Here is a 21,275-nt window from a genome sequence, read left to right as displayed (position 1 = left end):
GCAAAAGGAGGACGGATGCCAGGCAACATCTGGGTCACGAACGCCGCGGCCTTCGACGACGCCTACAACCAGATGGGACAGGTCGCCTCGGACTTCAGTACCGGCATGGGAGTGACCGGACAGGAGTCCGCGTCGCCGGCGGCCAAGGGCGGAACGATCGAGAGCGGCATGTTCATGCAGCAGGAGCGGCAGGCCCGTGACCTGCTGGCGCAGTTCATGACGAAGACCAGCGACGGTCTCCAGGGATACCAGAGCGCGATCCTCCGGCTCGGGGAGGAGCACAAGGGACTCGTCCACCTCAACAACCAGCGCTTGAGCGCCCTGCTCAAGCCGGGCGACGGGCCGGTGCAGACCGATCCGGCGTTCGACTGGAGACGCGCGGTCGACTACCAGAACTCGGTCTACCCGAACGGAGGTCGCTGATGGCGACGGACTACGCGGCCGCTGCCTTCATGGCGCAGACCATCGCTGCCCTGCAGGCGGCGATGACCGAGATCGACACCAAGGCTCAGGCCGACACGGCACTGATCGGCCCGCTGCAGGCCGCGTCCCGGATGTGGACGCAGGCCGGTAAGACGATCGACGGCGCGGTCCAGCATTTCCCGCAGGCCAACGAGAAGCTGTTGCACAGCTGGAAGAGTCCGGCGGACTCGTCGTTGTACAGCCAGGCCGCCGACGCGTCGAGCAGGTCGCTGGCGAACGCCTCCGCGACGATCTCCGGAAGCGGCAACGCCGGCGGTCCCAGCCAGGGCGGTGGTTCGATCCCGGCCACGCTGGACGGTCTGGGCGCCTTCATCCGGACGACGGCCGACGCGACGGCGAAGGCCAAGCAGGAGTTGGACGCCGCGGTCGAGGAGTTCAGGAACTCCCTCATGAGCACCGTGGGCGCGGCGAAGAACGGAAGGGCGGCAGGCCCGAGCGCAGCCATGGAGAAGGCGTTCTGTGACGAGTGGCGGCCGGTCGTGGTCCAGGCCGGTGGGCAGCTCTCCACGCTGGCCGCCGAGTACGAGAAGCTGGGGCCACAGCTCGTCAGCGCCGCGCAGGGGATGAAGTGGGACGGCCCGGGTGCCGGCAACACGGTTCCGGGCAGCGCGCCGGGGGGCGGACCGAGCAGTCAGCTGCCGCAGAGCCCCGGCGGCCCGGGCGGCGATCAAGGTGGTCCACAGGGTGGCGACCAAGGTCCGCAGGGCGGTCAGGACCAGCAAGGTCCGCAAGGCGGACAGGACCAGCAAGGTCAGCAGGGCGGTCAGGACCAGCAGGGTCAGCAAGGGCAACAGGGCGGTGAGATGCCGGGTGCGGAGCCGACGGGTCCGGGACTCGCCGGGATGCCGACGATCCCGCAGGCGCCGCCGATGCCGCCCATCGCCACACCGTCGCTGCAGCCGCCGAACATCCCGACCGCACCACCGGGCGGTCTGCCGCTCACGCCGCTGCCGATCGGCGGCCTTCCGATCGCGGGCAGCTCGCGCGGCCCGGGCGCTGGTGGTGGTGGCGGTGGGGGCGGTGGTGGTGGGGGCGGTGGCAGGATCCCGAGTGCTCCTGGCGGGATCAAAGCCGACATCCCCAAGGCTGGTGACATCGCGAGCAACCTGCCGGGTGTGGGCGACAAGCAGATCCCGCGGGCCGGCGAGCAGTTGTCGCAGCAACCCCCGCTGAGCGGAGGAAAGGCCCCGGCGTCACTGTCCGGCACCGGCATCGCCGGTTCCCCGACACCGTCGGGAGTGGGTGGCGGCGGTGTGCCGCCGATGATGCCGCCCGGCGCCGGGACGGCCGGCGCCGGTGGTGGCGGCCGGGCCGGTAAGTCCGGTGCTGCCGGCACGATCCGTCCGATCGCCCGCAAGCGGGACCGGCAGAACGACGAGACACCCGGTGTTCCGGCCGGGCTGCGGGGCAAGACCGGCAAGGATCTGCCGGGCGCGTTCCCCGCCGTACCGGTGAGCACTCGCCGGCGACAGGAGACGGCGCCGGCCGACACTCTGCAGTTGCTCGACGAGGACCTGTGGAAGGTCGAGGAGCGAGAGGCGACGGCTCCGGGCAGCTCCACTCGGCGCTACGCGAACTGAAACCGGTAGAGGCCCGGCTCGGATTCTCCGAGCCGGGCCTCTACTGTGTCCGGGATCAGTTGACCGGTTGCCGAGCGGTCCTGGGGTCGAGGCCTGGCCCTTGCGGGATGCGGGCGATCAGGGAAGCCGGGATCGGGACCGGCTGTACGCCGTCGTATCCCAGCGCCTTCAGCACCTCGGGCTCAGCCAGCGGGTACGCCCGGCCCATGTCGGTGACGACCGAGATCGTGCCGGACTCCGCCTGGCCGGACTGGCGCGCCTCGACGACGGCGGCGGTACCCGGCGTGATCACGATGCGGTCGGCCAGCGCCGTACCCGCTGTGCCGCGCCTGGTCGTCTCGGTCATCGCGTCCCGCGCCGGCATGCCCGGGTCGATCGCGATCGCGGGCAACTGGTCGCCCGGGGTGAACGTCGCGCAGACCGTGCCGAGGCCGTTCCGGGGCGCCACGAACTCCGGCCGGCTCCGCGGCGCGCGGCCCTCGTCCGTGGGCAGCGGCGGAGCGGCCTGGCCGACGGACAGCAGGCTGAGCTCCATCGCGGTCGGCGCCTTCCCGCCGTACGCCGCCTTCATCGGACGGTAGGCGCGCTGGATGTCGAACTGCAGTTCCGAGATCGGCAGCAGCGCGCTCTTCGTCGCGAGGTAGTGCTGGGTGCCGCCGCCCGAGGTGCGGACCACGAAGAGCTGGCCGACCAAGGTGTTCGGCCGGTCGGGTACGGCGGTCGACCGATGGCCGATCCCGGCCAGTTTGAGCGGTGCGATCGGCTCGCCGTCGGGGAGCGCCGCGACGAACGCCGCACCGACCCGCGCCCACGGCTCGGACGAGAGGGCCAGACCGACCGTGACGGTGTCGGACTTGGTGATGCGATGGCGGTACCCCTTGCTGATCAGGTACTGGTCGCCGGTCTCGATCACCTCGACCAGCATGGCGTCGTCCGCCATCGCCGTGCCCCCGAGTGGCTGCCGGCCGATCATCAGGACGGACTCGCTGGTCCGTGCGCCGGTCTGGTCCAGGGCGGGCTGTGAGCACAGGGTCCAGCCGCTACTCAACAGCTCGCTCGCCGGCGGCAACGCGTCCGGTGCGTCCTCGATGCCGATCCGCGGTCCGCGCGGCACTCCGGCCAACGAACGCTGCGACACCCGCTGGGTGTCACCTTTCTTGCCCAGGGCAAGCAAGGCGGAGACGTAGTTGGTGACGGGGTGCAGGTGGCCGTCGACGTAGACGAAGCGGGTGCCGGTCTCCTTCTCGACGATCACCTTGTCGCCCTTGCTCCAGGCCTTGTTGCCGCCCGGGACCACCAGGCCGTAGACCCAGACGCCGGTCAACGCCAGCACCATAATCGCTACACTTCCGAAGGCAGCGGCAGTGACTCGCCTGAACGGCGGCTGCTCCGGATCGGTCTCCCGGGTGACCAGCGCCGACACCATCCGCTGGATCGAGAACTGGTGGGACTGAAGCTGGTCCTTCTTGGTCGCCACGTCAGCCTCCCCAGCCCCGGACCACGGCGTACAGACCGAGCACCGCGCACGCGAGCGGGACGAGGGCCAGGACGACCAGTACCTCGAGGATCTCGGCGTACCGGCTCAGGTACGGGCTCGGCAGCCGGGTGCTGTAGCGCAGGCCGAAGAAGATCGTGGCCGCGGCCAGCACGGCCATCAACGGGAGCACCAGGGGGACGGGGTCGGACGAGGCCGAGCTGAGCGGGCCGACGACGAGGCAGCCAAGCCCCGTCATCCCCGGCACCAGAAGGAGGAGACGCTGCTTCACCACCGGGTAGATCCTTGCCCGCAGCAAACATCCGGCGGTGAGCAGCGATGTCAGGATGGTTCCGGACGTGCTCCGGTCCGTGGTCAGCAGGACCATGCAGCTCGAGAGCACCACGGACATGCCGGCGAGCATTCCGGTCAGCAGGCCGTCCGCCCGCACCACGGCGCCGTACACCTGCCGGCGGGGTGGCTGCGGGTCGTCGCGGACCAGGTCCGCGGTGGTTCGCGGCAGGATCGGCATCGGCAGGCGCCCGATCCGGAGCGCGAGCTGACCGAACAACGGGGAGAACGCGAACGCCGCCGAGCCGACGACGGCCGCGACATCCGGACCGTCGAGCGAATCCGATGTCCCGACCCAGCCGGCGACGAGTCCGAGTAGTCCGGCAGCGGTCGCACCGGCGAACAGCGTCGCGCTGTCGACGATCCCCAGATAACAGGCGATGCCGACGAGCATGAGCGCCGTGCCGGCGGCCAGGACGTGGGGCGCTCCGATCGCAGGCCGGCCCGACTCTCCGGCGAAGACCAGGGCGCCGCCGAGCGCGGCGAACGGGAGCGCCGAACCGCCGAGGAAGGCTCCAGCGCCCGCGTCTCCGACGACGCGCGCCAGGGTGACGCCGCTCGCGGTGAGCAGTACCGCGCTCAGCAGCAACCAGGTCGCGGTCTCCGGCCACGGAGCGCCCTGCCTGAGGACAGTGACCATCACCCCGAAGAGCGCGAGTGCGGCACCGGTCAGGCCGGCGATCCTGGTATGGCGGGCTGACCAGCGAGCACCGAGCTTGCCGGCGCCTGCGGCCACCGCATCCACCAGGTCGTCGTACTCCAGCTCCGGCCAGTCGAGGCGTCGCGGAACCAGGTGCAGGATCTCGCCGTCCCGGATCCGGTGCGACCCGAGGCTCCGGCCGAGCGTGAGCTCGGCGCCGTCGGCGCGACGCAGCACCCACCCACCGACCGGGACGCCCTCGTCGGCGAGATGCTCACCTGCCTTGGTCAGAACGCCGGGCAACACCTCGGCGACCGAGGCCTGTTCCGGCAAGGCCAGGTCCAGTCGCCGCTGCGGTGCGGCGATCGTGACCCGCAGCAGACCTGTGATGTTCATCGACCTTCCTCGCTTCCAGGGATGTCTGCTGCCAGGATCCGTGCGCGGTCTCGAGGCTTGTGGTTCACGACAGCTTCCTGCCGTCGCCGGTACGACGGCGCGCAGCGCTCTAGCCTCGGGTCGACGGCTAGCTGAAGGAGTACTCGTGGGGACCGTTGGAGACCTGCTGATCCCGGTAGGGCATGACGTGGGCGTGCTGTACTCGGGCGGTGGTTCCGAGCACCGGCAGCAGGTTCGGGTCGGTGTCGAGGTCGCGGAGTTGGCGGACCGCGAGTACGCGGTCTGGTTGCTGGCGCACGGGACGGACGTCGACGACCGGCCCACGCGAAGCGGTCTGGTCGCGATCGCGGAGAAGCTCGGGCTCGCGGCCTCCGATGTGCATGCGACGGTCGAGAGGTTCGTCGGTGAGGGCCAGCTGGTGGCGGTCGATCCGGCCACCGAAGCAGCTGTCGAGTTCGCTCGGGAGCATCAGCTATTTCCGCTGCTGCACGGGTTGGGGCCGGACCCGAGCGAGCCGGGGATGCAGACCGTCGGGGTACTGAATCAGCCGGTGGCGCAGGTGTCCAGTGCTCTGTACGACGTCTGGGTGTGGGCGCAGTTGGCGCCGGAGTTGTGGACGGGGTGTCGGGACGCGGCAATCGTGGCGCGGGAGGCCGGGGTCACGGATGAGGAGGAGACCGATCCGCGGCGGGTGTTGGCAGGGGTGCTGGGGCAGGTGCATGGGTTGCTGGCGATGCGGGCGGTGTACTTCGATCGGCGGAGGTTGCGGTGAGTGGGACGGTGTTTCCGGTCGGGCACTACGGCGGGGTCCGGGACGACGGGCAGGTGATCCGGGTCGGCTGGACGCAGCACAGGATCGACGAGGATGCGTTTGGGGTTTGGGTGTTGGCGCATGGGGTGCCGGAGGTGGGTAAGGGGGTCTGGACGGTGGAGGACGTCGTCGGGCGGGCTGCGGAGGCGGGGATTGTGGGGGCGCGTGATCAGGTTGCGCGGCTCAATGATGCCGGGTTGCTTGCTGTGGTGGAGGACTCCGGGGTGTTCGCGCGGTCGCATCGGATGGACGTGCTGTTCGTTGGCTTGGGCAACGCTCCGGACCGGTTGGACGGGCATGCGGTCGGGATTCCCGGGCTTGGGGTGGCGGCGGTGCTTGATCCCGACAGTTACGAGCTGTGGCAATGGGGGTCGGTGGCGCCGACGTTGTGGCACAGCTGTGAGGTGCGTGCAACGGTGACGGCCGAGCACGGTCAGGCGGCCGATCCGGAGCGGGCGGTGGCTGAGATTCTCGGTGATCTGCGGTTCCTGATCGCCCACGGTTGTGCGTACCTGGACGTCACCGGGTGACAAGATGACCACGATGGCTGAGATCCCGCTCGACGCGCTGGTGCCGCACCGGACAGGTCCGGTCGCCTCGGTCTTTCTGCTGACCGGGTCGCGTACGGCGGCGCTGAAGGTGTACCCGCAGCCGTTGGACCGGCGGACGTACAACGCGGTCGAGGTGGAGCAGGCGAAGCTGGCCGGGCTGCGGTCGGCGCCGTCGATCGTGCACGTCGAGGCGCTGGACGAGTTGCCGGACGGGCGGACCGGGTTGCGGATGGAGTTCTGTCCGCAGTCGTTGCCGGACCTGGTCGCGGGTGGTCCGTTGCCGATCGGGGACGTGGTCGTACTCGGGCAGATCCTGAGCTCGGTGCTGGCCGAGGCGCACGACGCCGGACTGGTACACGGTGGTGTGACGCCGGCGAACGTGCTCGAGCGGCCGAGTGGTCAGCCGGCGCTCGCCGATTTCGGGCTGGCGCTGCGGCTGCGGTGCCCGCGCGACCTGACGGCCGACGCGGCGTACACGGCTCCTGAGGTACTGCGGGACGGCGAGCTGTCCGAGCAGGCCGACGTCTACAGCCTGGGCGCCGTACTGTATCTGGCGCTGACCGGGCAGTCGCCGTTCCCGGCGCGGACGGGTGAGTCGGCGGACGGCGTCGTACTGCGAGTACTGCGTGAGCCGCCGCCGGAGGTGTCCGGGCGGGACGTGCCGTCGGCGTTGGCGGGCCTGCTGCTGCGGATGCTGGCGAAGGAGCCGGACGCGCGGCCGGAGGCGCTGACCGTACTGCGCGAGTTCGAGCGACTGCTGACCGCCGGGCCGGACGAGGACGACGTCGACTTCGACGACTTCAGCGAGGAGTTGGCGGCCGCGCGAATCGTGCCGGTGGCAACCGTCACGTCGGCTCCGCCTGTCCGGAAGCCGGTGACGAAGCGGCGAAGGACGCCGCCGAAGGGAGTGCTGATCGGTGTCGCCGCCGCAGTCGCGCTGGTCGCGGTGGTGCCGGTGATGATCCGGCCGGGAAAGGGTGACGAGGCAACCACCCCACCGCCGGCCGCCAGTACGCCGACCGCTGGTACGCCGGAAGCGACCACCTCGGCACCGACACCGATCGTGCTGAAACCGCCGGTGGACAAGGGCACGTCGGTCGTCCTGGCCTGGTCGTTCCCGAAGGAGCTCGACGAGTACTACGTGTTCGTCGCTGAGCAGGGTGCGAAGTCCGCGCGGATCGGGTACCGCGGCGCCGCGACCACGGCCACCGTGCAGGTCAGCCCGGGACTGAAGTACTGCTTCCAGGTGCAGGGCACCGACGGCGTCGCGCCGTACAAGAGTGTGCCGCGAAGCATCCGCGGTGCCACCTGTGTCGGTGGCCGGTAGACGGAACGTGGACCGTTCCTGGACCTCCCTCGCCTAGGCTGTCGGCGTGCGCGAGACCAGGAGAGCCCGGGCAGGTCTGGCCGCGGTCGTGGCCGGGTGCATCGCCCTCACCAGCGTCGTGGTGCTGACCGGTGCGGGCAGCGCCGACTCCGGCCTGTCCTTCTCGCAGTCGGGGCACTGGGTCTACAACAGCATGCTCGGCCGGGTCTTCCACCTCGACGGCGCGACCCGGAACGTCGACGCCGACGTACGGGTGGAGTCGGCCGAGCCAGGCGCCCAGGTGGTGCAGTCCGACCGGAACGGATACGTCCTGTCCCGGTCGCGGATCGACCAGTTCGGCAAGTCCGACCTGACCGTCGCCGAGCCGATCCAGCCGCCGGCCGACGAGCAGCCGGTCGGCCTGGAGGCGGCCGGTGCGGCGTTCGCCGTGTACCCGAAGGCCGGGCATGTACTGCGGCTCGGCGAGCGGCAGGCGGCCGTGTTCCCGGGCGGTCCGCTGGGTGATCCGGTGGTCACCTCGGACGGCACGCTGTGGGTGCACCGGGTGGACCACGGCGACCTGTGCCAGTTGCCGCTCGGTGCGGACCGGATGTCGTGCCCGGCGGCGGCGCCGAAGGGACACCGGGGCGCGCTGACCGCGTTCGGGACCGAGGCGATGTTCGTCGACCTCACCGCCCGGCAGGTGTACCGGCTGACCAGTGACGGGATCGACGACCGCACCGGCCTGGGCAGCGTCGCCGTACCCGACGACGCGCTGGTCGCGGGGAACGACGTCGACGGCCGGCTGGCCCTGGTCGACCGCGATCGCGGGGTCGTGCACCTGGTCGACGTACCGGCCGAGGGCAAGAAGCCGGCCGCGACGATCAGCCGGCCGATCAAGCCCGGGAAGTACGACCGGATCGCGTCGACCGGCCACGGCCTGGCCCTGCTCGACCGCGAGAACGAAGACCTGCTCACCCTCGGCCCGGACGGCACGCAGACCTCGCACCAGAAGGTGTCGAGCCAGGCCGTTCCGGGTGAGCGCAAGCGCCCGCCGAACCTCGTCCGCGGTGAGGACTCCCGCGTGTACGTCGAGAGCGGCAAGGGCGACCGGGTCGTCGTGGTCGACCGGGACGGGCGCGCCGAGGCGGTCGAGGTCGGTCCGGGCAAACCGACGCCGACGCCCACACCGAACGTCACGCCACCGGAACGGACACCACAGCAGCCGAACGTTCCGCCACCACCGAGGAGCACGACAACACCTCCGCCACAGAAGGTGGAGCCGCCGAGCAACCGGCCAACGAACCAGGTCACCGCCGAGCCCGGCCGGCCCGGCGCGCCGACCGCGGTCCAGGCCAGGCTGGTCAATGGCTCGGCCACCGTGACGTGGAGGCCCGCGGCGGCGCACGGTGCGGCCGTCACGTCGTACCGACTGAGCTGGACCGGCGGATCGAGGACGGTGTCCGGGACGACCACGTCCACGCGGATCACCGGTCTCGACGAGAAGACCGCCTACTACTTCACGATTCGCGCGGTGAACCGCGTCGGCTCCGGTCCGGCGGTCCGGTCGAACCGCGTCCAGTTCACCTGGGCCGTGGCGGCGTCGCCTGGCGGCCTGCGGGTCAAGAGCAACCCCAGTAGCGGGACACTGGTCCTGGGCTGGACGCGCCCACAACTCAACCAGGGCACGTTCGTCCGGTACGACGTCACGATGGGCGGACGGACCCGTATGTCGACCACCGAGCAGGTCACCTGGACCGGGCTGACCGACGGAACGCGGTACACATTCAGCGTGCGGGCGATCACCCGGTCGCCGGACGGCCGCACGCTGATCGGGTCGGCGGCCGGTCTGACCGCGGCACCGCAGGTGAAGGAGCGCGTGATCGCCTCCCGCGGAGCCAGTGCGGAGTACGAGGAGTGCACTCCACCGGACTGCGCGTTCGTGCTGGTCCGGATCGAGAACCTGCGCCCGAACACGAAGTACGAGATCAAGCCGTGGGCGTCCCGCTGGGGCAACTTCAACCCGGGCGCGACCCTGACAACCGATGCCAAGGGCAACATGGTGGTCGACGACCGGTTCCCCTGCGGTGCCGTCGGCCAGACCGTCTGGGTGACCGTCGAGGCCCCGGACGGAACGACCTACACATCCAACAGGTTCGTCTGGACGTCGGGCTAATGCCTCTCCAAGCACAATTGTCGAACGTGGGGATTGTCGGCTGAGAAGGCACATTTCAGCGGTTCTCCCCTGAAATGCCGGCCGTGCGGTGCGGGCGCGTGGTGGCTGGGGGTGGTGCAGATGGACAGGAGGTGTCCGGTCGTGGGGGCTGTTCGGTGGCCGGTTCACGCGGGGAGTGGCCGGCAGTGGGCGTATACGTCCTGTCGGGCGGCACCCAGACCCCAGCCCGCTCCCCCGGACAGCGGTTGAAAGCCGGTGCTAGTTCTTCACCGCGAGGGCGGCGGCGATCAGGCGTTGCCAGTCGGTCAGGTCGTCGACGGGCTCCGGGTTGCGCCACTCGGCCGCCGGGACCAGGCCGGGCTCGAGCACGGTGAAGCCGTCGCCGAACAGGTCCAGGATCTGTTCGTCGGTGCGCCACCGGCCGCGGCCGAGCGATCCCTGCAGCACCTGCTCCAGCTCCTGGCTGCGCGGGTCGTTCTCACTGCGGAAGTGGCTGATGAACACGTAGCTGCCGGACGGGATGCGATCGGCCCAGAACTTCACCAGGCCGGCCGGGTCCTCGTCGTCGTTCACGTGGTGCAGGGTCGCGCTGAAGACGACCGCGACCGGCTGCTCGAAGTCGATCAGCCGGCGGGTGTCCGGGTGGTCGAAGATCGCCTTCGGCGTACGCAGGTCGGCCTGGATGACGGTGGTGTTGTCGTTCTCGGCGAGCAGCGCGCGGCCGTGGGCGAGCACGATCGGGTCGTTGTCGGCGTACACGACCGTGGCGTCCGGGTCGTACCGCTGGGCGACCTGGTGCACGTTGTCGGCCGTCGGCAGGCCGCTGCCGAGGTCGACGAACTGACGGATCCGGTTCGCCGACACCAGCTCGCGGATGGCCCGGATCAGCGCGGCCCGGTTGTCCAGGGCGATCTGCTGCGATCCCGGCAGGTCGTGGATGAACTTGTCACCGAAGGCACGGTCGACGGCGAAGTTGTCCTTGCCGCCGAGCAGGTAGTCGTACGTCCGCGCGATACTCGGCTTGGACATGTCGAACCCCGGGTACGGCGCCTGCTCGTTCCCGTCGGCCATCGGCGATCCCTCCGTTCCGGTCTTGACCTCAATCACTCTAGGCGATACAAGGCCCACACCGTCGCCGCCCCCGGCCCGTCAGCCGCCCGCGGCCGCCAGCACGTCGGCCGCGAGCAGCGACCGGAGCTCCTCGGTGGTGGGCATCCGGCCGAGGGTGCGCAGGCGCTGGGACTGCGCCTTGCGGATCGCCTCGACCAGCCGGCGGGCCTCCCGGGCGTTGCCGAAGTTGGGCCCGTCCGCGATCCGGCCGAAGTACGACGTCAGCGGCTGGGCGGCCGCGGGGTCGAGCAGGTAGTCGCCGCCCGCGACCATCCGGTCGGTGATCAGCAGCAGCTCCTCGGCGCTGTAGTTCTCGAATTCGACGGTCTTGGAGAACCGGGAGGCCAGGCCCGGGTTGGCGTCCAGGAAGTCGGTCATCTCCGCGGTGTAGCCGGCGACGATGATCGCGATCTCGTCGCGGTGGTCCTCCATCAGCTTGACCAGCGCGTCGATCGCCTCCTGGCCGAAGTCGCCGCCGGTCCCGGCCGAGCGCGACAGCGTGTAGGCCTCGTCGATGAACAGCACGCCACCGAGCGACTTCTCGAACACCTGGGCCGTCTTCTCCGCGGTGTGCCCGATGTACTGGCCGACCAGGTCCCGCCGGGACACCTCGGTGAAGCCTCCGTGCGGCAGCACGCCGAGTGCCTTCAGCAGCTTCCCGTACAGCCGGGCGACCGTCGTCTTCCCGGTCCCCGGTGCGCCGGCGAAGACCAGGTGATGACTGACCGCGCCGACCGACAATCCGGCGGTACGGCGCCATTCGTCGACCTGGATCTCATCGGTGAGCGCACGGACCTCGGCCTTGACGCCGGGCAGGCCGACCATGGCGTCGAGGTCGGCCAGCAGCTCCTCGACCGGACCGCCGACGGAGGTGGCCGCGTGGTGGTCCTCGATCACCTCGACCGTGGCGCCGTCCGCGAGCAACAGCGCGGGCTCGGCGGTGTTCGAGAACCGGCCGGCCTCGACCGTTCCGCCGCAGCCGGGGGCGAACGTGATCGCCGGTCCGCGGGTGTCGTGCACGGTCACCCGCCGCAGGACCGGCGTACTGCCGTGCGCGACGCCGACGCCTTCGGTGCCGGTATGCGCGACCTCGAGGTCGGTCAGTTCCGGCCGGCTGTACTGGTAGACGTAGACGCCCCGGCCGCCGCAGCCGGTAACGCTGCCGCCGCGGACGAGCGGATCGGCGCCCAGGGCAACGACTATGCCGTCGCCGCCGACGTCCCGGACGGTGGTGTCCAGGATCTGCCCGCCGGCGCCCTCGACGACGATCCCGGTCTCGGCGCCGGTGACCGTGCAGCGGTCGACCAGGAGCGACGTACTCGCGTGCACGCTGATCGCGGGCCGGGTCCGGCCGGACACGGTGCACTGCTCGACCGAGAGCGCCGTACGGTCGACCGAGATCGCCACGCCCTCGGTGGCCCGGACGTGCAGTCCGCGCAGGGTCAGCGTGCCGTCGACGGCGCGGATCGTCGGCCGGTCGGCGCCGGAGCCGTCGAGGATCACCGTCGCCCCGGGCTCGGCCTGGAGGGTGACCGAGCGGCCGGACAGCTCGAGCGTCTCGGCGTACGTCCCGTCGGCGATCGCGATCGCGGCCCCGTCCGGCGCGTCGAGCAGCGCGGAGCCGATCGTCGGATACGCACCGGGACGCCCCGGAGCAACAGTCAGTACTCGAGTCGACATGGGCATGGGGCCTCCCGGCCTGGACTGAGGAGCGGAGGGAGCGCAGCGACTGGAGCGACGAGGCAAGGCCGGGAGTCAGGGCCCCATGCCCCGCCGAGCCGGAGGCGAGGCCAAGAGCACAACATCAGCAGGCCCGGTCGAGGAGCCAACCGCGGTCGGCGGCTTTCACGCCGGCCTGGAAGCGGCTGCGCGCGCCGAGCCGGTTCATGATCTGGGCGACCATCCGCCGGACGGTCCGCACCGAGATGCCGAGCTGCGCCGCGGCCACCTCGTCGGTCGCGCCGAGGGCGAGCAGCCGGAGCATCTCTTGCTCCCGCAGCGACAGATCGGTGTCGCCGGGCAGGTCGTCGCCGGCCAGCGGTACGGCGTCCGGCCAGATCCGCTCGAACAGCTCGAGGGCGTTGGTGACCACGCTGCTCAGCCGCAGTACGGCGACGCTGCCGTTCGCGGTGTCCGCGGGCAGGACCGCGATCGAGCCGTCGATGACCAGCGCGTTCATCGGCACGGACGGCATCGTCCGCACCGCGACCCCGGCGAGCGACAGCGCACCCAGGTGGCGGCACGCGGTCGGCGCTGTCCGCGCGGTGTCGGGGTAGATCGCCCGGTACCGCAGCCCGGGCCGGACGTCCCGCGGACCGAACGCGGGTCCAGCCGGAGTGAGGTTGCTCATCGCCACCACTTCGTCCTCGGCGGACGCCAGCAGCTCGGCGATCCCACTGTGGGCGGGAACCTGGTGGAAGGCGGTCGGAAGCATCGTTACGGTCATGAGAGAGGGACCCCCAGAGGTAGCGTGGCGGCGACGCCGGTGGCGTGACGCCCGTCGAGGCGCTCGGGCTCGACCCCGTAGGACCGGGCCAGAGTGGTCAGCACGGAGTAGGCCGCGTCGAGCGTTGCCGGGTGCGACGCGGCCAGCCGCAGTACGGCGTCGTGGCGGTGTGGTGCGGGGTGATCGGCCGAGGCCGTCACCGTGACGGCGATGGTCTGGGCGGCACCGGTCGCGGTGCCGAGGAGAGTGCCGGCCAACGTCCGTAACGTTGCTGCAGGCAATGACGCCGAGCCGGTCAGCCGCACGCACAGCTGCCGGACCGGTCCGCACGACCAGGTCGACCAGCGTTCGTGCAGCTGTCCGCGGCCGGCGTTGGCGTGTGCGAGTGCTCCGAGCGACGCCAGTACGTCGGACTCGTCGAGCGGCAGGTACTCGACCTCCTCGCGGTCGAACCGGCGGACGAGCCGGCGAACCGTGTTCGCGAGCACCTGAGTCAACTGCGGGTCGGTGGCGACGTCCGGCGTACGCCCGGCCGCGACCGCGAGCCACGCCCGCGGCGGCTGGTTCGGCTTCACGCCGGTGTGCACGACGAGTTGTACGGCGATCTCGACCGGCTGCTCGTCGGCCGCGTCGGCCAGCGACCCGAGCCGCGGCAGGACGTCGTGCTGCGCGTCGGGACCGAGCCGGAGGGCGGCGCTCACCCCGGCCGGCCGGCTGAGCACGCCGTACGGCTGCTCGCGGACGACGAGTCGATCGGTCCGCGTCCGGCCGAGGAAGGCGCCGACCAGGTTGAGGGCGACCTCGTCACCGAGGTCGATCCGGCGCCGCCGGACCAGGAAGCCGAGCAGCACGCCGAGCCAGCGGTACAGCCACAGTCCGCGGAGGCGGACGGCGGTCAGGGCCACCAGCGAGACGGCCGCGAGCGAGGTCAGGACGAGCACGGTCCGCGAGCCGGTCGCCGCCGCGCCGACCGCGACCACGGCGAGCTGCCAGCAGACGATCTGGCCGACCCGGATCGCGCGATCCGCTTGCTCGACGGTGTCGGCCGTCGGCTCGGGTGCCGGCAGTTGCCGGACCTGAGCGACCAGGCGGCCCGGCACCGCGACGGCGATCGGTGCCGACGGCAACTTCGGCGCCGCGGTCCGGGCGATCGGCACACCGACCGCGGTGGCCTGTGGCACGACGCGGGCAGCAGGTGCCTGCGCGGCTTCGACCCGGGGTGCGGTGGCGGCCGCGGCGGGCGGCCTCATGCGACCAGCTCCGCTTCGGATCCGGAGGCGAGCAGCAGCCGGTGCGCGTGGTCCCGCGCCACCGGCAGCAGGACGAACCGTCCGGGCGCGGGTTCGGCGACCAGGTTGAAGTCCATCAGCAGATCGACCATCGTCTCGGCCTCGTCCGGCCCGATCCCGGCCAGCCTGGCAGCCCGGCGTACGTCGAACCGCGGCACGGTCGCGATCCTCCGATAGAACCGCTGGACCTGCGCCGGCAGCGCGTCGTACAACTCGTCGAACGGCGCGAGCACCTCGGCCAGCGCGCGGAAACGAGCCGCCGGATCGTCGAGCCGGGCGAGCATCCGGGCCACCGTCCACGGCTGCCGGTTCCGCAGCCGCTCGACCAGGTGCCGGATCGCACCGGGGTGTCCGCCGCACCAGCGCAGGACCTGATCGAGGTCGGTGAGCTGCTCGGCCTCGTCGGCGGCCAGGACGTCGAGCGTGATCGCGCCGGTGCGGTCCAAGCCGGTCAGGCGGTGACGGCTGATCACGAGCACCAGCGCGGCCGGGTCGTTCGGCAGCAGGCGACGTACCTCGTCCGCGTGCTCGGCGTTGTCCAGGATCAACAGTCCAGTTGCTGGCGGCAACGGACCGGGGGTGCGCAGGTCCAGGTAGCTTTGGGTCTCCACGCCCGAGGCGGCCGCGACCTCGAGGGCGAACGCGGTCTTGCCGATCCCCGGCATTCCGTCGATCGTCACCACGCCGGTCGCACCGCGCAGCTCCCGCAGCTCGGCCTTCCGCCCGACGAATCCCGGGATCCGCCGCGGCAGGTTCGACCTGACCGGCGGGCTGACCGGCCGCGGCACGTCCTCGCTCAGGATCCGCTGGTGCAACGCGGTGAGCTCGGCGCCGGGCTCGATGCCGAGATCGCGGACCAGCGCGGTCCGGGCCCGTTGGTACGCCGCCAGCGCGTCGTGCCGGCGGCCCGTGGTCCGGTAGGCGGTCATCAGCCGAACCCAGGCCAGCTCCCGCAACGGCTCCTCGTCGGTCAGGTTCCGCAGTACGGCGATCGCCTCGGCGGGCCGCCCGAGGGCGAGCTGGGCGTCGGCCAGGTCCTCGCGCAGACTCCGGTGCAGCTCCGTCAACCGGTCGACGGCCGAGGTTGCGTCGACGGTCAGGCCGTCGTACGGGCAGCCACGCCACAGGCCGAGCGCCCGCTCGACCAGGGCGACCGCCTCGGTGCCCTCGCCGCGGGCGAGCAGGTCACGAACCTGGTCCCGGAGGTCGGCGGCGACGTCGGCGTCCAGCTCGCCGGGCAGCACGCGCACCCGGTAGGCGCCCGGGCGACTCTCGATCCGCTCGTCCGGGAGCGCCCGGCGCAACTGCCAGACGTAGGTCTTCAGGTTGTTCTGCGCCGACGCCGGGACGTCCCGGCCCGCCCAGACCGCGTCGGTCAGCTGGTCGGTGCTGACCCAGGCGTTGCGGTGCAGCAGGAGCAGGGTGAGCACGGTGGCGGGTTTGCCGCCGCAGACGTCGAGCGGGCGTCCGTCCGGCCCGTCGACCTCGAGCGGGCCCAGCACCCGGAAGGCGATCCGGGCCGGTGAGTGCGCTGAGTGACCGTTCATGACACATACGATCCGTATCGACGATGACATTTCGATGACACGCGAGGGTGCCGGTGCGCGTACTGGTGGTAGAGGACGACGAGGACCTGCAGGTGGCGGTGCCGGCCGCGCTCCGGTCGGCGGCGCTCGCGGTGGATGTCGCCGGCTCGATCGCGGCCGCGGACGAGGCCCTGTGGGTGAATTCCTACGACTGCGTGGTGTTCGACCGGATGCTCCCGGACGGCGACTCGATCGCCTACGTGCGCGGGCGCCGGCAGGACGGCTGGGCGGTGCCGGTGCTGTTCCTGACCGCCCGGGACACGCTGGCCGACCGGGTCGACGGGTTCGAGCACGGCGGGGACGACTACCTGGTCAAGCCGTTCGCGGTGGCCGAGCTGACCGCTAGGGTGCTCAGCCTGTGCCGCCGCGCGGGCACCGGCCGCCCGCCGGTCCTGCGGTACGCCGACGTCGAGCTCGACACGGGGCGCCGCGAGGTGCGCCGGGCCGGCGTCCTGCTGACCCTGACAGCGAAGGAGTTCTCCGTGCTGGAGTACCTGATGGTCCGGCCCGAGCAGGCGGTCTCCCGGACGGAGCTGATCGAGCACTGCTGGGACGCCGCGGCGGACCCGATGTCGAACGTCGTCGACGTGACCATCAAGCGGTTGCGGAGCAAGCTCCGCGGGCCCGAGCTGATCCGGGCGGTCCGCGGCCAGGGCTACCGGCTGACCAGCGCCGGCGGCGCCGGATGAGGGGTCCGTCGGTCGAGCGGCTGCGCCGGCTGCGGTGGTGGCTGACGGCGCTGTTCACGGTGGCGAACACGGTCGGCCTGGTCATCCTCGCGCCGGTGGTCATCACCCTGGACGCCGACCGCCGGACGACCGAGATCGACAACCAACTCGAGGTGGTCACCGCGCCGGTACTCCGGCTGATCAAGAACGACGTCGGCGCGATCAACTACAACCCGGTGGCCGCCGATCCGCTGAACGCCGACTGCCCGCAGTTCGAGATCCTGCCCACGCAGTCCGAGACATTCGCCGGGCACGAGAGCGCGCTGGACTGTACGCCGGTCGACCACGCGGTCCTGGAGGAGTTGGCGAAGCAGGCGACCGCGGGTCCGGGCACGCGTCTGTTCGCCGATCGCGAGGCGGTGAACGGTCACCGCATCCGGGTGGCGGCCGAGCCGTTCAAGGACCAGGACGGCTCGGTCATCGGCGCCGTACTGGCGTGGCAGGACACCGAGGAGCAGTCGGCGCAGCACCAGCGGCTGGTGTGGGTGGTCCTCGGCGTCTGTGCGTTGCTGATCGGCGCCGCCGCACTCGCCGGCTACTGGTTGTCCGGCCGGGCGATCCGGCCGGCGATGGCGGCGCTCGAGCAGCAGGAGACCCTGCTCGCCGAGACCGCGCACGACCTGCGCACGCCGGTCGCCGCGCTCCGCGCGTTGGCCGAGACGGCCGCGCAGGACCCCGGGCAGCGGGCCGAACTGCTGCCGCGGACGGTCCGGCTCGCCGGCCGGATGGGCGACATCATCGACGGCTTGCTCGTCCGGGCCCGGCTGGCGGCCGGCGTCGAGCAGCTCACCATGCAACCGGTCTGGCTGGACCAACTGGTCGCCGGTGTGGTCGAGGACCTGCCCACGAACGGCGCCCGGATCTCGCTGGTGACCGCGCCGAGCATGGTGCGGGCGGACCCGACCCTGCTGCAACGCGCGATCGGCAACCTGCTCGACAACGCGATGCGGCACGGCCGCGCACCTGGTGCCGACCAGGCGATCGTCACCGTCACGGTCGCCGACGGCCGGGTCACGGTGGCCGACCAAGGTCCCGGGATCGACCCGGCGGTGGGCGAGGAGCTGTTCGACCGGTTCACCAGTGGTGGCGGCTCGTCCGGGCTCGGGCTGTCGATCGTCCGCTGGGTCGCGCTCTCGCACGGCGGCGACCTGAAGGTCTACAACGCCGACGAGGGCGGCGCGATCTTCGAGTTCAGCCTGCCGACGTCCGAGTAGTGGACCGGTTCTGTACGGCGGCTGGACCGGGCCTGAGTAGGGTCACAGTGTGCGGTCCGGCGAACACCTGGGGAGACTGACATGAGCGCCACCATTCCGCCTGGCGAGGCCTATCGGCTGGTCGCGGACAATCTGGCGAAGGTGATCCACGGCAAGCCCGAGGTGATCCGGCTGGCGTTGACCGCGCTGTTCGCCGAGGGACACCTGCTGATCGAGGACGTGCCCGGCCTGGGCAAGACCACGCTGGCCCGGTGCATCGCCCGCAGCATCGACGCGACCTGGAACCGGATCCAGTTCACCCCGGACCTGCTGCCCGGCGACATCACCGGCGTGATGGTCTACCACCAGGGCACCGAGACGTTCGAGTTCCACCCGGGCGGCATCTTCGCCAACGTGGTGGTCGCCGACGAGATCAACCGCGGGACGCCGAAGACGCAGTCCGCCCTGCTCGAGGTGATGGCCGAGCGCCGGGTCACGGTCGACTCGAACACCCGCGCCGTCCCCGACCCGTTCCTGGTCGTCGGCACCCAGAACCCGATCGAGATGGAGGGCACCTACCGGCTGCCCGAGGCCCAGCTGGACCGGTTCCTGATGCGGATCGAGATCGGCTACCCCGACCACGACGCCGAGGTCCGGATCGTCCTCGGCGACACCGGCCGGATCGGGCCGGACTCGCTCAGCCCGGTGATCGACGTCCCCGCGCTGCGGAACGCGATCGCCGCCGTCCGGTCGGTCCACGTCGACCCGGCGATCAGCTCGTACGCCGTGAAGCTCGCGGCCGCGACCCGGGAGCACACCGCCGTCCGGTACGGCGCCAGCCCGCGCGGCAGCATCGCGCTGGTCCGGGCCGCCCGGGCGTTCGCCGCCACCGACGGTCGGGCGTTCACCACGCCGGACGACGTGAAACAGGTGGCCCAGCCGGTCCTCGCGCACCGGCTCGTGCTCACGCCGGACGCCGAATTGAGCCAACGGCCGCCGTCATCCGTAGTGGAGGAAGTGCTGGCCGCGACGCCCGCACCGACGGCCGGCGCGAGCGCCGGCTGAGTCCACCGACGAACGGGGAGGCTGGGCGGTGAAACGGATCTTCCGGATCAAGGGCTCGACCGCCGCGGAGCGCGGCGGGACCGCGGAGCGCGGCGGGAGCGCGTGGCGCTCGCGGGCCGCGCTGGCCGGGGTGGTCGCGGTCTGCATGACCGCGACGGCACTGGCCATCACCGGCGCGGGGGCGGACACGGCCGGGATGAAGTTCGTCCAGTCCGGCCACCTGATCTACAACAGCACGCTCGGCACGGTCTTCCACGTCGACGGCGGCACGAAGAACGTCGACGGCCAGGTCCAGGTGCCCGGCCTCGGTGCCGGCGCCAAGGCGGTGCAGACCGACACGCAGGGCTTCGTGCTCGCGCGCGGCAGCATCACCGAGTTCGGCAAGTCCGACCTCCAGGTCGCGGACCCACGGCCGGCGCCGTCGGAGGAGCAACCGACCGCGCTCGAGGCGCCGGGGGCGGCGTTCGCCGTCTACCGCAAGGCCGGCGCGATCAGCCGGCTCGGCGCCGAGCCGGTGACGATCTCGGTGCCCGGCGCGCTCGGACATCCGGTCGTCACCGCGCACGGGACGTTGTGGGTGCACCGCATCACCAGTCGCGAACTCTGCCAGCTGCCCGTGGACGCCGATCGCCTGTCCTGCCCGGCCGAGGTCGGCAGCGGGCACGCGGGCGCGCTCACCGTGGTCGAGGACCGGGTCGTGTTCGTGGACACCACCGCCCGCGAGCTGCGCACGCTCGACGCCGACGGCTTCGGCCGCACGGTGCCGATCCCGGGCACCCGGATCACGCCGGAGTCGCTGATCGCGCCGTACGACGTGAAGGGCCGGATCGCGATCGTGGAGCCGGCGCGGAACGAGCTGCACCTGGTCGACGCCGCCCTCACCGGGGACCGGACGCCGGCCGCTCCGGTCGTCCAGAAGCTGCCGGCCGGCAAGTACTCGCAGGTCGCGTCGTCCGGCACCGGGGTCGCGTTGATCGACGAGTCGAGCAACACCCTCGTCACCCTGGACGCCGACGGGCGGAAGAAGGCCGCGCGGCCGATCCCGGCACCGTCGAAGAAGGGATCAGGCAAGGCCGAGCGGCCGGAGTTGTTCCGCGGCGCCGACAAGCGGCTGTACGTCGACAACGCGTCCGGTGAGCACACCATGGTCGTCGACGACGACGGCGAGGTGACCGGGGTCGAGGCCCGCGATCCACGCGAACCGGGCGACGGCAAGCGCCCACCGGAGACCCCGCCGACCACTCCACCGAGCGCGAAGACGTCCACACCTCCGTCCACACCGCCGTCGCGCAAACCGACCGCGCCGCTGCGAACCGGTGAACCTGAGCGGACCGGAGGACCGGAGGGCGAGAACCGGCCGGTGCGGCCCCGCCGGACCCCGCCGCCCGAGACGAACAACCCACCGAAGACGGTCAAGCCCCGGCCGACCACGACGCCGAAGCCCAAGCCGTCCCCCAAGCCTTCACCGAAACCGAAGCCCAAGCCGGTGAAGGCGACCCCGGCCGGCGCACCGACCGGCCTGACGGCGAGAGCCGCGGACGGCGCGGTGACGCTGTCCTGGCGGCAGCCGAACCTCAACGGCGGCCGGCTCGTCCACTACCGGGTCACCCGCGGCGGCAGTTCCGTCACGACGACCGGCCGGAGCTACACCTGGAGCGGGCTGACGAACGAGACGGCGTACACCTTCCAGGTGCGGGCGGTCACGCGCGGCTCGGACGGCAAGGCGATGAACGGCGCCGCCGCGACCGTGACGGCGACCCCGAAGGGCCTGGGCCGGCTGCGGATCGCGTACGGCGAGAAGACGACGAAATACGAGGACTCGCACTGCCCGGAGGGGACGCAGGACGACTGCGCCTTCGTCCAGGTCGCGGCGAGCGGGCTCGAGCCGAACACGACGTACCTGTTCCGCGCCTTCGCGAGCGGCTGGGGCGAGATCCACGACGGCGGCTACGAGGTGGAGACCGACGACGACGGGAACGTCAGCAAGAAGATGTTCCACAACGCCGCCGTCGGTCAGCGGATCTACGTGACCGCGACCGGCCCGGGCGGTCCGTACCGGTCGAACGCCGTCACCTGGCCGAGTGGGTGAC

At 71.5% G+C, this 21,275-nt stretch carries 17 protein-coding genes; 10 read left to right on the top strand and 7 right to left on the bottom strand.

Features of this window, described 5'->3' with window-relative positions; genetic code table 11:
* Positions 1 to 15 precede the first annotated feature (15 nt).
* On the top strand, positions 16 to 423 hold the full coding sequence (locus ACQPYZ_RS03805; RefSeq protein WP_433165236.1) for a hypothetical protein: 408 nt from the start codon (positions 16 to 18) through the stop codon (positions 421 to 423).
* Positions 423 to 2,063: a hypothetical protein gene (locus ACQPYZ_RS03800; protein WP_433165234.1), complete on the top strand. Its 1,641-nt coding sequence runs from the start codon at positions 423 to 425 to the stop codon at positions 2,061 to 2,063. The genes ACQPYZ_RS03805 and ACQPYZ_RS03800 overlap by 1 nt, the downstream gene beginning before the upstream one ends.
* Before the next feature lie 55 nt (positions 2,064 to 2,118).
* Here ACQPYZ_RS03800 and eccB read toward each other — a convergent pair whose 3' ends face one another.
* The gene (gene eccB / locus ACQPYZ_RS03795) at positions 2,119 to 3,540 is read right to left on the bottom strand and encodes a type VII secretion protein EccB (RefSeq protein WP_433165233.1); all 1,422 of its coding nucleotides are present in this window, start codon (positions 3,538 to 3,540) and stop codon (positions 2,119 to 2,121) included.
* Between the two features lies 1 nt (position 3,541).
* Positions 3,542 to 4,924 carry a type VII secretion integral membrane protein EccD gene (gene eccD, locus ACQPYZ_RS03790; RefSeq protein WP_433165232.1) on the bottom strand — a complete coding sequence of 461 codons (1,383 nt, stop codon included), beginning with the start codon at positions 4,922 to 4,924 and terminating at the stop codon, positions 3,542 to 3,544.
* 145 nt (positions 4,925 to 5,069) lie between these two features.
* Here eccD and ACQPYZ_RS03785 point away from each other — a divergent pair, with 145 nt between their 5' ends.
* Genes ACQPYZ_RS03785 through ACQPYZ_RS03770 form a run of 4 tightly spaced genes read left to right on the top strand, consistent with a single transcriptional unit; the run spans position 5,070 to position 9,768 of the window.
* Entirely contained in the window at positions 5,070 to 5,696 is a 627-nt protein-coding gene (locus ACQPYZ_RS03785; protein WP_433165231.1) for a hypothetical protein, read from the top strand.
* Positions 5,693 to 6,265, top strand: a complete 573-nt coding sequence (locus ACQPYZ_RS03780) for a hypothetical protein (protein WP_433165228.1) — start codon at positions 5,693 to 5,695, stop codon at positions 6,263 to 6,265. The genes ACQPYZ_RS03785 and ACQPYZ_RS03780 overlap by 4 nt, the downstream gene beginning before the upstream one ends.
* A gap of 13 nt (positions 6,266 to 6,278) precedes the next feature.
* Complete coding sequence (locus ACQPYZ_RS03775) at positions 6,279 to 7,613, top strand: serine/threonine protein kinase (protein ID WP_433165226.1); 1,335 nt, start codon at positions 6,279 to 6,281, stop codon at positions 7,611 to 7,613.
* 46 nt (positions 7,614 to 7,659) lie between these two features.
* Positions 7,660 to 9,768, top strand: coding sequence for a fibronectin type III domain-containing protein (locus tag ACQPYZ_RS03770; protein ID WP_433165225.1), 2,109 nt, complete (start codon positions 7,660 to 7,662; stop codon positions 9,766 to 9,768).
* Positions 9,769 to 10,026: 258 nt separating this feature from the next.
* Here the strand turns inward: ACQPYZ_RS03770 and ACQPYZ_RS03765 are convergent, their stop codons facing one another.
* The 5 genes from ACQPYZ_RS03765 to ACQPYZ_RS03745 all read right to left on the bottom strand — a co-directional run bounded on the left by ACQPYZ_RS03765 (position 10,027) and on the right by ACQPYZ_RS03745 (position 16,160).
* Positions 10,027 to 10,839: an SAM-dependent methyltransferase gene (locus ACQPYZ_RS03765; RefSeq protein ID WP_433165223.1), complete on the bottom strand. Its 813-nt coding sequence runs from the start codon at positions 10,837 to 10,839 to the stop codon at positions 10,027 to 10,029.
* 78 nt (positions 10,840 to 10,917) lie between these two features.
* On the bottom strand, positions 10,918 to 12,558 hold the full coding sequence (locus ACQPYZ_RS03760) for a right-handed parallel beta-helix repeat-containing protein (protein ID WP_433165221.1): 1,641 nt from the start codon (positions 12,556 to 12,558) through the stop codon (positions 10,918 to 10,920).
* Between the two features lie 124 nt (positions 12,559 to 12,682).
* Positions 12,683 to 13,312 (bottom strand): LuxR C-terminal-related transcriptional regulator, encoded by a 630-nt coding sequence (locus ACQPYZ_RS03755; RefSeq protein ID WP_433165219.1) that lies wholly within the window; start codon positions 13,310 to 13,312, stop codon positions 12,683 to 12,685.
* Between the two features lie 8 nt (positions 13,313 to 13,320).
* Positions 13,321 to 14,574 carry a hypothetical protein gene (locus tag ACQPYZ_RS03750; RefSeq protein ID WP_433165217.1) on the bottom strand — a complete coding sequence of 418 codons (1,254 nt, stop codon included), beginning with the start codon at positions 14,572 to 14,574 and terminating at the stop codon, positions 13,321 to 13,323.
* Positions 14,571 to 16,160 carry a BTAD domain-containing putative transcriptional regulator gene (locus ACQPYZ_RS03745; protein WP_433165215.1) on the bottom strand — a complete coding sequence of 530 codons (1,590 nt, stop codon included), beginning with the start codon at positions 16,158 to 16,160 and terminating at the stop codon, positions 14,571 to 14,573. Before ACQPYZ_RS03745 ends, ACQPYZ_RS03750 begins: the two co-directional genes overlap by 4 nt.
* 53 nt (positions 16,161 to 16,213) lie before the next feature.
* On the opposite strand from ACQPYZ_RS03745, the gene ACQPYZ_RS03740 reads away from it, so the two are divergent.
* The 4 genes from ACQPYZ_RS03740 to ACQPYZ_RS03725 all read left to right on the top strand — a co-directional run bounded on the left by ACQPYZ_RS03740 (position 16,214) and on the right by ACQPYZ_RS03725 (position 21,274).
* The gene (locus ACQPYZ_RS03740) at positions 16,214 to 16,888 is read left to right on the top strand and encodes a response regulator transcription factor (protein WP_433165214.1); all 675 of its coding nucleotides are present in this window, start codon (positions 16,214 to 16,216) and stop codon (positions 16,886 to 16,888) included.
* Positions 16,885 to 18,141 carry a sensor histidine kinase gene (locus ACQPYZ_RS03735; protein ID WP_433165211.1) on the top strand — a complete coding sequence of 419 codons (1,257 nt, stop codon included), beginning with the start codon at positions 16,885 to 16,887 and terminating at the stop codon, positions 18,139 to 18,141. Before ACQPYZ_RS03740 ends, ACQPYZ_RS03735 begins: the two co-directional genes overlap by 4 nt.
* Positions 18,142 to 18,222: 81 nt before the next feature.
* Complete coding sequence (locus ACQPYZ_RS03730; RefSeq protein ID WP_433165209.1) at positions 18,223 to 19,185, top strand: AAA family ATPase; 963 nt, start codon at positions 18,223 to 18,225, stop codon at positions 19,183 to 19,185.
* A gap of 28 nt (positions 19,186 to 19,213) precedes the next feature.
* A complete protein-coding gene (locus ACQPYZ_RS03725; protein WP_433165207.1) occupies positions 19,214 to 21,274 on the top strand; it encodes a fibronectin type III domain-containing protein in 2,061 nt (686 codons plus the stop codon).
* The last annotated feature ends 1 nt before the right edge of the window (position 21,275 follow it).

This window comes from Kribbella sp. CA-247076, from assembly GCF_050942445.1.
Classification (GTDB): domain Bacteria; phylum Actinomycetota; class Actinomycetes; order Propionibacteriales; family Kribbellaceae; genus Kribbella.
Note: the sequence above shows the minus strand (reverse complement) of the source record. Positions and strands in the feature narration are given on the sequence as shown.

Excerpts from the sequence above, each read along its gene's own strand:
- ACQPYZ_RS03805 (WP_433165236.1), top strand. The coding sequence starts at position 16 with ATGCCAGGCAACATCTGGGTCACGAACGCCGCGGCCTTCGACGACGCC.
- ACQPYZ_RS03800 (WP_433165234.1), top strand. The coding sequence starts at position 423 with ATGGCGACGGACTACGCGGCCGCTGCCTTCATGGCGCAGACCATCGCT.
- eccD (WP_433165232.1), bottom strand. The coding sequence starts at position 4,924 with ATGAACATCACAGGTCTGCTGCGGGTCACGATCGCCGCACCGCAGCGG.
- ACQPYZ_RS03775 (WP_433165226.1), top strand. The coding sequence starts at position 6,279 with ATGGCTGAGATCCCGCTCGACGCGCTGGTGCCGCACCGGACAGGTCCG.
- ACQPYZ_RS03765 (WP_433165223.1), bottom strand. The coding sequence starts at position 10,839 with ATGGCCGACGGGAACGAGCAGGCGCCGTACCCGGGGTTCGACATGTCC.
- ACQPYZ_RS03760 (WP_433165221.1), bottom strand. The coding sequence starts at position 12,558 with ATGTCGACTCGAGTACTGACTGTTGCTCCGGGGCGTCCCGGTGCGTAT.
- ACQPYZ_RS03755 (WP_433165219.1), bottom strand. The coding sequence starts at position 13,312 with ATGCTTCCGACCGCCTTCCACCAGGTTCCCGCCCACAGTGGGATCGCC.
- ACQPYZ_RS03750 (WP_433165217.1), bottom strand. The coding sequence starts at position 14,574 with ATGAGGCCGCCCGCCGCGGCCGCCACCGCACCCCGGGTCGAAGCCGCG.
- ACQPYZ_RS03745 (WP_433165215.1), bottom strand. The coding sequence starts at position 16,160 with ATGAACGGTCACTCAGCGCACTCACCGGCCCGGATCGCCTTCCGGGTG.
- ACQPYZ_RS03735 (WP_433165211.1), top strand. The coding sequence starts at position 16,885 with ATGAGGGGTCCGTCGGTCGAGCGGCTGCGCCGGCTGCGGTGGTGGCTG.
- ACQPYZ_RS03730 (WP_433165209.1), top strand. The coding sequence starts at position 18,223 with ATGAGCGCCACCATTCCGCCTGGCGAGGCCTATCGGCTGGTCGCGGAC.